At 63.4% G+C, this 12,142-nt stretch carries 11 protein-coding genes; 7 read left to right on the forward strand and 4 right to left on the reverse strand.

All coding sequences use genetic code 11. The annotated features are described in order from the left end of the window. The 6 genes from ACI3K3_RS18085 to ACI3K3_RS18110 all read left to right on the forward strand — a co-directional run. On the forward strand, positions 1–901 hold a 901-nt coding region (locus tag ACI3K3_RS18085; protein ID WP_404916161.1), incomplete at its 5' end, for a tetratricopeptide repeat protein. Between the two features lie 254 nt (positions 902–1,155). Continuing rightward, positions 1,156–1,518 (forward strand): 30S ribosomal protein S6, encoded by a 363-nt coding sequence (rpsF, locus tag ACI3K3_RS18090; protein ID WP_313440832.1) that lies wholly within the window; start codon positions 1,156–1,158, stop codon positions 1,516–1,518. A 5-nt stretch (positions 1,519–1,523) separates the two neighbouring features. Then, complete coding sequence (gene rpsR / locus ACI3K3_RS18095; protein ID WP_086490477.1) at positions 1,524–1,748, forward strand: 30S ribosomal protein S18; 225 nt, start codon at positions 1,524–1,526, stop codon at positions 1,746–1,748. Between the two features lie 14 nt (positions 1,749–1,762). Beyond that, positions 1,763–2,359: a 50S ribosomal protein L9 gene (rplI, locus tag ACI3K3_RS18100; protein ID WP_404916164.1), complete on the forward strand. Its 597-nt coding sequence runs from the start codon at positions 1,763–1,765 to the stop codon at positions 2,357–2,359. 155 nt (positions 2,360–2,514) lie between these two features. Then, positions 2,515–3,945, forward strand: a complete 1,431-nt coding sequence (locus tag ACI3K3_RS18105) for an AMP nucleosidase (RefSeq protein WP_404916166.1) — start codon at positions 2,515–2,517, stop codon at positions 3,943–3,945. Between the two features lie 437 nt (positions 3,946–4,382). Beyond that, the gene (locus ACI3K3_RS18110; RefSeq protein ID WP_404916168.1) at positions 4,383–7,190 is read left to right on the forward strand and encodes a TonB-dependent receptor; all 2,808 of its coding nucleotides are present in this window, start codon (positions 4,383–4,385) and stop codon (positions 7,188–7,190) included. Positions 7,191–7,274: 84 nt separating this feature from the next. On the opposite strand, the gene ACI3K3_RS18115 is transcribed toward ACI3K3_RS18110, so the two are convergent. From ACI3K3_RS18115 to ACI3K3_RS18125, 3 genes are all read right to left on the reverse strand, one after another. Continuing rightward, positions 7,275–9,110: a M2 family metallopeptidase gene (locus tag ACI3K3_RS18115; protein WP_404916170.1), complete on the reverse strand. Its 1,836-nt coding sequence runs from the start codon at positions 9,108–9,110 to the stop codon at positions 7,275–7,277. A 279-nt stretch (positions 9,111–9,389) separates the two neighbouring features. After that, entirely contained in the window at positions 9,390–10,151 is a 762-nt protein-coding gene (locus ACI3K3_RS18120) for an alpha/beta fold hydrolase (protein ID WP_404916172.1), read from the reverse strand. Continuing rightward, on the reverse strand, positions 10,152–10,595 hold the full coding sequence (locus tag ACI3K3_RS18125; RefSeq protein ID WP_404916174.1) for a GFA family protein: 444 nt from the start codon (positions 10,593–10,595) through the stop codon (positions 10,152–10,154). 72 nt (positions 10,596–10,667) lie between these two features. Between ACI3K3_RS18125 and ACI3K3_RS18130 the strand changes: the two genes are divergently transcribed. After that, positions 10,668–10,925, forward strand: coding sequence for a hypothetical protein (locus ACI3K3_RS18130; protein ID WP_404916176.1), 258 nt, complete (start codon positions 10,668–10,670; stop codon positions 10,923–10,925). 81 nt (positions 10,926–11,006) lie between these two features. Here the strand turns inward: ACI3K3_RS18130 and ACI3K3_RS18135 are convergent, their stop codons facing one another. Further along, positions 11,007–12,032 (reverse strand): aspartate-semialdehyde dehydrogenase, encoded by a 1,026-nt coding sequence (locus tag ACI3K3_RS18135; RefSeq protein WP_404916178.1) that lies wholly within the window; start codon positions 12,030–12,032, stop codon positions 11,007–11,009. Positions 12,033–12,142: the final 110 nt, after the last annotated feature.

Below are 12,142 nucleotides of genomic sequence, written 5' to 3' on the forward strand. Positions count from 1 at the left end.
GGCCAAGGCCCAGGCGCAAGTGCCCCGGCTGATCGCGCCGGACAACGCGACGCGGCGCTGGAACCTTGGCGTTGCCCCGAAATCCACCAGCCAGCTGGCCACCGTCAACGCCTTGCTGGAAAAGGCGATGGCCGCGAAGGAGCCCAGCGCCGAAGTCTGGCAGACCCGTGCCAACCTCCGGCGTGGCACAGGCGATTTCAAGGGTGCGCGTGCGGATCTCGACCGCGCGATCGCGCTATCGGCCGACGCTTCCTCCTATCTCGACCGGGCACGCCTCAACCGCTCGCTCGGCGATCTGCCGGCCGCTCTGGCAGACGCTCGCAAGGCGCAGGAACTCGACCCGTCGCAAAGCGACTCGGCGATGCTGCTCGCCACGCTCATGGCGCAACAGGGCGATGCCGCCGCCGCCCGCGAACTCCTGGACGAGAAGATCGCCCTCGGCGGGGACGAGCGTCGGGCCTGGGAAATGTCGAAGGTCGAGACGCTGGGGCTCTATGCCGATGCCACCGAGGCCCTGGGCCTGCTCGACGTCATGATGGAAAAGCGCCCGCAGAGCCCCGACCTCCTCAACCTCGCCTGCTGGATCAAAGGCATGCGCGGCATCGATGTCGACGGAGCGCTGCGCCAGTGCTCCAGCGCAATCGAACTGACCGGCGACCCGTCGGGACCGCTGGACAGCCGCGCGGTCGTCTGGCTGCGCCTCGGTCGCTACGACGACGCCCTGCGCGATCTCGACGCCGTGCTGCGCGATGCCCCCACGCAGGCGGAAAGCCGCTACATGCGCGGCGTCGTGCTGGCCCATCTCGGCCGCGCCGGAGAAAGCCGCGCCGAAATCGCGGTTGCCCGCACGCTCGATCCGGGCATCGCCGCGCTCTACGAACGACTGGGCATCAAGCCCTGAGAGACCGTTTGAAAAATGCCCGCAGGGGCATTTTCAAAGCGGCCGGTGCCGTAAAAACGGACTCTGAGGAACGGGCGCGCTCCATGACGATCCGGCGCGGATATGCAGCTTTGGCTTGCGTTCCGCGCCAGATCCGCTAAGGGCGCGCCTTCCGTCTCGTGCGACATGCCGGACGGGAGGGACGAAAGCCGGAGGGGCCCCGCAATCCCGCGGACAAGCCAGCGATCGGTTAGATTAGAGAAAAGGAAGCTGCCGTGGCTCTATATGAGCACGTGTTCCTGGCACGCCAGGACCTCAGCCAGGCGCAAGTCGACGCGCTTGCCGCCGCCGCCACCGAGATCGTCGAGACGAACCAGGGCAAGGTCACCAAGACCGAGACCTGGGGCCTCAAGAATCTCGCCTACAAGATCAAGCGCAACCGCAAGGCGCACTTCGTGATGCTGAACATCGAAGCTTCGGGCGACGTCGTCGCCGAGCTCGAGCGCCAGACGCAGATCAACGAAGACGTCATCCGCTACGTGACCATCCGCGTCGACGAGCACGAAGCCGGTCCGTCGGTCATGATGCGCAAGAGCGACCGCGAGCGTACGCGCCGTCGCGAACGTGAAGGGAACTGATTTCCATGGCACGTGCATTCTTCCGTCGCCGCAAGTCCTGCCCGTTCTCGGGCAAGAACGCTCCGGCCATCGACTACAAGGACGTGCGTCTGCTCCAGGGCTTCATGTCCGAGCGTGGCAAGATCGTTCCCAGCCGCATCACCGCGGTTTCCGCAAAGAAGCAGCGTGAGCTGAGCCAGGCGATCAAGCGCGCCCGGCACATCGGCCTCCTGCCCTTCATCGTCAAGTAAGGGGGGCTAGCCTCATGGACATCATCCTCCTCGAACGCGTCGAAAAGCTCGGCGCCATCGGCGACGTCGTTTCCGTCAAGGACGGTTACGCCCGCAACTACCTTCTTCCCAACAAGAAGGCCCTGCGCGCCAACGAGAAGAACAAGAAGGTCTTCGAAGCCAACCGCGCGAAGATCGAATCCGACAACGCCGAGCGTCGCACGTCGGCCGAATCGCACTCGGGCAACGTCGAAGGCAAGCAGGTCGTCCTGATCCGCGCTTCGTCGAACTCGGGCCAGCTTTACGGTTCGGTTTCGGTGCGTGACATCGTCGACGCTCTCAACGAGCAGGGCGCCGAAGTCAGCAAGCAGATGATCGTGCTCGAACGCCCGATCAAGACCATCGGCGTGTTCGACGTTCGCGTTAACCTGCACCCCGAAGTTTCGGTCAACGTCAAGGTGAACGTCGCCCGTTCGCCCGACGAAGCCGATCTTCAGTCGCAGGGCGTCGACGTGATGGCCGCGATGTTCGAACAGGACGTCTCGGGCTTCACCGAAGCCTACGACCCGAACGCCGAACCCGGTGAAATCGCGGTCGAAGACGACGTTGCCGAGACCGAAGAAGAAGCCTGAGCTTCCTTTTCGCGGTAACGCACGAAGAGATCCAGGGCCCTCGCTCCATACCGGAGCGGGGGCCCTTCTCTTTGGTGCCCTTCTCGTCAGCCAGGCGTGCTGCACCGGCCCGCGCCGACTATTGCACTGCAATACGAATCGCGTAAGTGTGGGAGATGGAAACGATAGAAAACACCCTCGCGGAACTGGTCCGCGTTTACGAAACCGCCGTCACCACCCTGAAGGCCGATATCTCCGCCTTCGTCGAGAGCGGCACGCTTCCCCCCGCCGATCGCCGCGAAACGCTGGCATGGTGCTACCCGGAATTGCGCATCACCTATAGCGGTGTCGAGCGCGGCACGTTCTACGGCCGGTCGTTCGGACGACTGAACGATGTGGGAACTTATCTAACCACCATCACCAAGCCGCGCCTCTTCGCGGATTACCTCGAAGAACAGCTCGCGCTGCTGCACGAGGACTACGAAGTCGAGATCGAAGTCGGCCCTTCGACGCAGGAGATCCCCTTCCCCTACGTCCTCGACGGCGTCGGCATGGGCAGCGTCACGCCGCAGGAACTGGCCGCGCACTTCCCCACCACCGAACTCGCCCTGATCGGCGACGAGATTTCGGACGGCGTGTTCCGGCAGTCGACCGAAGAGCCCTTGCCGCTGGCGCTGTTCGACGGGCTTCGCACCGACTTCAGCCTGGCCCGCCTCCAGCACTATACGGGCACCAGCGTCGAGCACTGCCAGCGCTACATCCTCTTCACCAACTACCACCGCTATGTGGACGAGTTCGTGGACTGGGCCGGCCAACAGATCGGCACGGACGGCTATACCGCGCTGTCCGGTGCCGGCGGCCTCTATCTCGACAGCCCGGTTGAGAACGCGCGCGAGCGCCTTTCCGACACGGCCTGGCGCCGCCACCAGATGCCGGCCTATCACCTGATCCGGCCGGACAAGTCGGGCATCACGCTCGTCAACATCGGCGTCGGCCCCTCCAACGCCAAGACCATCACCGACCACCTCGCGGTCATCCGCCCCGAGGTCTGGCTGATGATCGGCCACTGCGGCGGCCTGCGCGAAGGCCAGCGCATCGGCGACTACGTGCTCGCCCATGCCTATCTGCGCGACGACCATGTGCTCGATCCGGTGCTCCCGCCGGAAATCCCGCTGCCCGCGATCGCCGAAGTGCAGCAGGCCCTTGCCTCTGCGGCCGAGGCCGTCAGCGGCGAAGGCGGCGCCAACCTCAAGAAGCGCATGCGCACCGGCACCGTCGTCACCACCGATGACCGCAACTGGGAACTGCGCTACACCGAATCCGCGCACCGCTTCAGCCTGAGCCGCGCCATCGGCATCGACATGGAAAGCGCCACGATCAGCGCCCAGGGCTATCGCTTCCGCGTGCCCTACGGCACCCTGCTCTGCGTTTCCGACAAGCCGATCCACGGTGAACTCAAGCTGCCGGGCCAGGCCAACCGCTTCTACGAGGAAGCCATCGCCAGCCACCTCAAGATCGGCCTCCATGCCTGCGACCTGCTCCGCGCCGAGGGCGAGAAGCTCCACTCCCGCAAGCTGCGCGCCTTCAACGAGCCGCCGTTCCGCTGATTTCCGCAAGACTGATTTCCGCAAGACTGGCCGAATAAAACGGGCGCCGCTCCAAACCGGAGCGGCGCCCGTTTTGCATCGATTGAAAAAGCCGCAGGCGCGGACTTGCTCGGTGCAACAGCCATGCCACTCTTCCACCAACACGGCATTTTTCGAAATCTTATGGCAAGTAATCAATATATCGGATAATATTATTCCGATTTTGAAGATAAAAAACAGTGATTCCCGTGTTACGCCTTTATTTCACCGCGTAACATCTATTTTACTATTACTTTTCATTCCACGAAATAATAGTTGCACAACTACAACTCGGGCAAGCAACAATAGATTTGAACTGTTATTGCATGATGACAGAGCATTCATCTTGGGAGCACACCCCCTGACCTGGTTCCGGCCTGCGGCAGACCGCGCGCCGGAAACTGCAAAGGGAGTATCGAATGACATCCGAGATGAAGCGCCTGCTGCTGGCATCGACCCTGCTGATGGGCCTGCCCGCCGCGGCGCATGCCCAGGACGGCGCGCCTGCAAGCGAAACCGCAACCGATGCCGCGCCGGAAGGCGGCGCCATCGTCGTGACCGGCTCGCGCCTGTCCAATCCGAACCTCGAATATGCCGCCCCGATCATGGCCGTTTCCTCCAAGGAGATCGCGCTGAGCGGGCAGGTCAACGTCGAGAACATCCTCAAGGACCTGCCGCAGGTGCTGCCGGGCTCGACCGCCGCGTCGAACAATCCGGGCGGCGGCGTCGCCACCGCCGACTTGCGCGGGCTCGGCGCCGAACGCACGCTGGTTCTGGTCAACGGCCACCGCTACGTCTCGTATGACACCAACCAGATCGTCGATCTCAACACGATCCCGACCGCACTGATCGAGCGCGTGGACGTGGTGACCGGCGGCAAGTCCGCCGTCTACGGTTCGGACGCGGTGACCGGCGTGGTGAACTTCATCACCAAGCAGGACTTCGACGGCGTCCAGGCCAATGCGAACTACCGCCTGACCGGCGAAGGCGACGGCGCGCAGTACAACGGCGGCCTTCTGGTCGGCAAGAATTTCGCCGATGGGCGCGGCAACATCACGATCTACGGCGACTATATGCGCCGCAAGTCGATCCTCCAGTCGGGCCGCAGCTACACTTCGGTCGCACAGACCGACGACGGCGAAGGCGGCCTGATGGGCGGCGGTTCCAGCTCGATCCCCGCTGGCCGCATCGCGCTGGGCGGCAACAACTACAAGTTCGGACAGGACGGCAGCACTTCGGCCTACACTTCGGCCGATGCCTATAACTACGCCTCGGAAAACTACCTTCAGGTTCCGCAGAAGCGCCAGTTGCTCTCGGCGCAGGCCCACTTCGACGTCAGCGATCACCTGACCCTCTACGGTGAAGGCCAGTACATCCACAACCGCGTCCGGAACCAGCTGGCGCCGACGCCACTGACCGGCACGTTCTCGCTCGACACCGATTCCTCGTTCCTGTCGGCCGCCACCCAGTCGCTGCTGGGCGGCTACGACACCGACGGCGACGGCTACACCTCGGCATCGGTCTATCGCCGCCTCTCGGAAGTGGGCGACCGTATCTCCAATCTCGACAGCAAGGCCTATCGCGGGCTGATCGGCGCGCGGGGCCAGATCTCCGGCGACTGGAACTACGACGCCTACTTCAGCTATTCGCGCACGAAGCAGGTCGAACGCCAGTACGGCAACGTCTCGGCCAGCCGCGTCCAGCAGGCCCTGCTGACGAGTTACGATTCGAGCGGCAATCTCGTCTGCTCGGACACCAGCAACGGCTGCGTCCCGCTGAACATCTTCGGCGCGGGCAACATCAGTCAGGCTGCGGCGGACTTCATCTCGATCGACACGGTAAACCGCTCGACCATCACCGAGAAAGTCGCCAGCGGCGCGATCACCAACAACAACCTCTTCGATCTTGGCGCCGGTCCGGCGGGCCTCGCCTTCGGCGGCGAGTATCGCAGCGAGCACGGCAGCTTCGACCCGGACGCGGCGCTCGCCTCGGGCGACGTGATCGGCTTCAACGGCTCCGAACCGATATCGGGCGGCTACAACGTCAAGGAACTCTTCGCGGAGTTCAACGTGCCCCTGATCGCGGACAAGCCTTTCGTCGAACGCCTCGAATTCAACGGCGCGGCGCGCTATTCGTACTATTCGACGGCGGCCAAGTCGGTCGGCACTTTCTCGGCGGGCCTCGTCTGGGCGCCGATCAGGGACGTCAGCCTGCGCGGCCAATTCTCACGCGCGGTGCGCGCGCCGACGGTCAACAACCTCTACAGCGGCAACGCCCAGAACTTCGAGCAGGCCTCCGACCCCTGCGCGACCTCGGCAGCGCTTTCCAGCGCCAACTTGAACGCCAGCTGCGCGTCGTCGGGTATTCCGGCGAACCTGATCGGCACCGAATACAACGGCGGCGATTCGCAGATCGACAGCTACAACGGCGGCAACCGGTCCCTGCGTGAGGAAACGGCGAACACCTGGACCTTCGGCACAATGATCCAGCCCCGCTTCATTCCAGGCCTGTCGCTCACGGTCGATTACTACCACATCAAGATCGACAACTACATCACCGCCGCCGGAACTTCGAACATCATCTCGGCCTGCTACGGCACCGCCGCGAACGGCTGGACGCCTTACGACACCAGCTATTGCTCGCTGCTGCCGCGTGACGGCAACAGCTACACGATCACCGGCGCGGTCGATAACCTCTCGAACTCGGGCGGCATGAAGACCGACGGCATCGACTTCGACATGCAGTATGCGATACCGCTGGCCTTCGGGCAGAACGGGTCGAGCAAGCTGACCCTGCGCGTAAGCGGCACCCGGCTGCTGAACTTCACGTTCAAGCCGATCGCCGCGCTTTCCGACCTGACCGTGGACTGCGCAGGCAAGTTCGGCCTGCTCTGCGGCAACGTCTATGCCAAGTGGCGCCTCAACGGCCGCGTGACCTGGTCGACCGAGGGCAAGACGCTCTCGCTCGCCTGGCGCCACCTCTCGCCGGTCAAGGACGACGATGCCTCGACGACCTACAGCGTCGAGAAGATCAAGGCCTACGACTACTTCGATCTCACCGCGCAGATCGACGTGGCCAAACGCTTCACCTGGAACATCGGCATGAACAACATGTTCAACCGCAAGCCGCCGATCCTCGGAGACAACCAGGAACAATCGAACACTTACCCGACGACCTACGACGTCTACGGCCGCACGTTCTTCACCGGCATCACGGTGGACTTCTAAGGCTCATGAAAAAGGGGAGCCGGCGCAAACCGGCTCCCCTCGATCAGCTTCGAAGCGACCTCGTGTCGCTCGGGGCCGTTTTGGTCACCAGCCCTGCTTCTCGCCCTTGTTCTGCTCGTCGAGCCACTTCTTGAGCGGCGCGAAGTAGTCGAGCATCGGCTTGGCGCTCATCTGCGGAGTGCCGGTGAAGGCCTTGAGCGCCTCGGGCCAGGGCTTCGACATGCCCATTTCCAGCATCTTGTTGAGGTTGGCGCCCACCTTCTTGTCGCCGTAGAAGCTGCAACGGTGCAGCGGCCCCTTCCAGCCCGCCTGCTTGCACGCGGCCTGGTAGAACTGGAACTGAAGGATGCGGGCCAGGAAGTAGCGCGTGTAGGGCGTGTTGCCCGGAACGTGGAACTTGGCGCCAGCATCGAAGCCGTCGTCACCGCGCGCGGACGGCGGCGTGATGCCCTGATAGTCGAGACGCATCTTGGTCCAGGCCTTGTTGTAGTCCGCAGGCTGGATCGAACCGTCGAAGATACCCCAGCGATAGCGGTCGATCAGCAGGCCGAAGGGCAGGAACGCCACCTTGTCCATCGCCTGGCGCAGCAGCAGACCGATGTCCTTGTCGGCGCTGGGAACCTTCGCCTTGTCGAGCAGGCCGATCTGCACGAGGTACTGCGGCGTGATCGACAGCGCGATGAAGTCGCCGATCGCCTCATGGAAGCCGTCGTTGGCGCCGTTGAGGTAGAGGAACGGCTGCTTGTTGTAGGCGCGCTGGTAGTAGTTATGGCCCAGTTCGTGGTGGATCGTCACGAAGTCGTTCGAATCCACCTTGGTGCACATCTTGATGCGGATGTCGTCCTTGTTGTCGACGTCCCAAGCCGAAGCGTGGCAGATCACCTCGCGGTCGGCGGGCTTGACGATCATCGAGCGCTTCCAGAACGTTTCCGGCAGCTGCGCGAAGCCGAGCGACGAGTAGAAGCCTTCGCCCGCCTTCACCATGTCGATCGGCGTGCGGCCCTGGGCCTTCAGCAGATCGCCGATGTCATAGCCGAGATCGCCGGCGCCCTTCGGCGCCACCAGCGGATAGATCGTGCCCCATTCCTGCGCCCACATGTTGCCGAGCAGGTCGGCGCGGATCGCGCCGGTCTTGGGTTGCACGGCATCGCCGTACTTTGCGTTCAGCTTGTTGCGAACGTAAGTGTGCAGCGCGAGATAGAGCGGCTTCACTTCTTCCCAGAGACGCTCGGTCTCCGCCGAGAACTGCTCGGGCGTCATGTCGTAGCCCGAGCGCCACATGGCGCCGACGTCGGCATAGCCGAGTTCCTTGGCACCCTGGTTGGCGATACCGACCATCTTCACGTAGTCCGCCTTCATCGGCTTGCCGACATTGTCGTGCCAGGTCGTCCACATCTCGGCGAATTCGGCAGGCGTATGCGTAAGGTTGCCCATCTCCGATTCGATATCCGAACCGTTGATTTCCTTGCCGTCCAGCGTGCCGCGGCCCTTGCCGTACGTGGAGGCAAGGCGCGTGGATATCTCGCTCAGCTGCGCCGCCGCGCCGGGCGTCGTCGGCGCGGGCAGGACGATGCCCTGGCGCAGGATGCCCAGCTTGCGCGAAACATCGACATCCAGACCCGGCAGCTTCGCAAACTTCGCCGCTTCCACCGCATAGGCCACCTGCTTCTCGGTGAGCAGCCCGTTGGACTGCGCCGCCAGCGCGTCGGTGTCGTCGGTGAGGTAGGTATAGTTCACCCAGTTGATGCGGGCATTGTCGACCGAGAAATCGAACAGATCCTTCTCGGCGGCGGCAATGAACTGCGCCGCGCCTTGCGCGGTTTCCGGATAAGAAGGCGCGTCCTCGGCAAAGGCGGGCGCCGCCATGCCGAACGAAAGCCCGGCCGCGAGCGCGGCAAGCGCGGTGGATGCGAATTTCATGGGGTATGCCTCATCTGTCTCTCTGATGGCGGCGAGACTAGTCGCCCGCTGCCTGAGATCAACCGTTGAGGGAGGAAGAGAAGAGTAAAAGCAGGGGAGCAAAGCCCCCCTGCACCCCCAGGACTGTCTAGGTCACACCCTGACTATCCGTCTCGCGCCCATGGCTGAGTCGGAAGACATAAATGGCTGCGCCGCGAGGAGCGCGCTACGGATAGGTCGCGCACAAGGGCGACATTCCGAGGGTCCGGGGGATCATCCCCCGGAATCTTCCCCGCTTCTTCAATCGAGCAGAAACTCCGCCATCGCCCTGCCCATGTCCTTGAACGTCACCGAAGACATATGATTCCCCGGCGTCTCGACGTAGTGCCCCTGCGGCAGCGCCTCGGCCAGTTCCTGCGCGGATCCGTTGTCGTGGTCTTCGCCGCCGCAGACGCAGAGCGTGGGCATGGCGATCCGGGCAATGGCATCGGCGCCGGTATCGTCGACCGAACCCAGCAGCAGCCGCGCGGCGACACGGTCGATCTTCATAGATTTCATGAAAGCCTGCGCGACGAAGGCCTTGTCGCCGCGTTCGATCGTGCCGAAGCGGTCGATCGCATCCACGAAGTGGGCGCTGCGCCGTGCCCAGCCGGAAAGGCCGGTGAGGCCCATCCCGCCCAGGATCAGCTTACGGGGAGCGAGCCCCGCCAGCACGCCGCGCACCGAAGTCCGCGCGCCGAGCGAGAAACCGCCGAGGTCGTAGTCGGCAAGGCCAAGCGCGGCGATCACCAGCTTCAGATCCTCGACCAACACATCGGCGGGATAGGCAGCGGGCTCGTGCGGTGCGCCGCTTTGGCCATGGGCGCGAAGGTCCGGCATGAACACCTCGAAACCGGCGTCGGCCAGGATCTTCGCATTGCCGTACTTGATCCAGTTCACGTCGGCGCTCGAGAACAGGCCGTGGAGCAGCAGCAAGGGCCGCGCGCCGGTGTCTCCCATGACATGCACCGCCAGATCGGTGCCCGCGTAACCTTCGATGACTTCCTTGCGCAGATCGCTCACTTAGGGAACCTCCAGTCCTGCCGCCTTCCAGCGCGAGGCGACGCTTTCGGTCGCCGCGCTGGTGTGCCTGGGCAAGTCCTTGGTATCGAGCCACGCGGGATGCAAGCTTTCGCAGCCCGAATGCGAGGTCGGACGAAAGAAACCCGGCTCGTCGAAGCTGCCCAGCGTGAGGTCCATGTTGCCGCTGCTGTCGAGGAAATCGAACCCGAGCGGGGTGCCGCAATGCGAGCAGAACGGTCGGTGAGCGATGGCGGAGCTTTGGTACCAGTCCGGCTCCTGCGCCCAGACGACCCCGGCTTTCGCAACTTGCACGAAAGCCGCCGCGAAGCCGCCGGTCGCCTTCTGGCAGTAGCGGCAGTGGCAGAGATAGGCCTCGTCGTTCTCGACTTCGGCCTCGTAGCGAATGCGGCCGCACTGGCAGCCGCCGGTCATGGTGCTGGTCATGGCGCGAGCGTACCTCGCCTGCGGCCCGGAGCAAACCGCAGACAGAGTATCGAAGCCGTGATAGGACGCCGAATGGAAACGAACGACCAAGACGTCACCGGCGAAGAAGATAGCGGCGAAATCGCGACGGGCGAAAACCTGCCTTTGAGCAGACCCCAGCGCCGCCTGCTCAAGCGAATCTACAACAGCCGGACGACACCCATCATCGCCGACGACCTGCCATTCCTCACCTACAGGGAAGCCTCCCGTTATCTCCTGTCCCTGCCCGAAGACGCCCGCGAGGCCGCCTATGCGCAAATGAAGGGGTTTGCCGCAGCCGAAGGTCGATAGGCATCTCAGAACGAGAAAAGGGCCCGCGAAGCGAATGCTCCGCAGGCCCTTTTCTCGTTCGGTCAGGCCGAAGCCGCCGCGTCAGCCCTTCTTGAGGTGACGGCGCCCCAGCAGTTCGGCGATCTGCACCGCGTTGAGCGCAGCGCCCTTGCGCAGGTTGTCCGACACGCACCACAGCGCCAGGCCGTTTTCCACGGTCGGATCCTCACGAACGCGGCTGACATAGGTCGCGCTATCGCCCACCGCTTCGATCGGGGTGACGTATCCGCCATCCTCGCGCTTGTCGACGAGCATGATCCCCGGCGATTCGCGCAGGATATCCTGTGCTTCCTCGGCCGAAATCTCTTCCTCGAACTCGATGTTGAGCGATTCCGAATGGCCCACGAAGACCGGCACCCGCACGCAGGTGGCCTGGATCTTGATCTTGGGATCAAGAATCTTCTTCGTCTCCACGATCATCTTCCATTCTTCCTTGGTCGAACCATCGTCCAAGAAAACGTCGATGTGCGGGATCACGTTGAAGGCGATCTGCTTGGTGAACTTGCGCGGTTCAACCTGATCGCCGACGAAGATGGCACGGCTCTGCTCGAACAGTTCGTCCAGGCCCGCCTTACCCGCGCCGGAAACCGACTGGTAGGTCGAGACGACCACGCGCTTGATCTTCGCCTTGTCGTGCAGGGGCTTCAACGCCACCACCATCTGCGCGGTTGAGCAGTTGGGGTTGGCGATGATGTTGCGCGCCTTGTAACCGTCGATCGCTTCCGGGTTCACTTCCGGCACGATCAGCGGAATGTCCGGGTCCATGCGATAGAGCGACGAGTTGTCGATCACCACGCAACCTGCGGCAGCGGCCTTGGGCGCGTAAATCTTGGTCGGCTCGGAGCCCGCAGCAAACAGCGCGATGTCCCAGCCGGTGAAATCGAAATGCTCGATGTTCTTTACTTTGAGCATTTTGCCGGTTTCGCCGAATTCAATCTCGGTCCCGGTCGAACGCGACGAAGCCACCGCTGCGATCTCGTCGCAGGGGAATTCGCGCTCGGCGAGGATGTTGAGCATTTCGCGGCCGACATTTCCGGTCGCGCCGACGACGGCAACCCGGTAACCCATTTCAAGATCCTTCTAGCAAAATCCTGCCGCAAGGCGCGTGGCAGGAAGGGGGGCCGTTACAGGGTGCGCGCGCCGGTGACAAGCGCTCTACGCAAAAGACTTTCTTTTAA

This window comes from Novosphingobium sp. ZW T3_23, from assembly GCF_044987305.1.
Lineage (GTDB): Bacteria > Pseudomonadota > Alphaproteobacteria > Sphingomonadales > Sphingomonadaceae > Novosphingobium.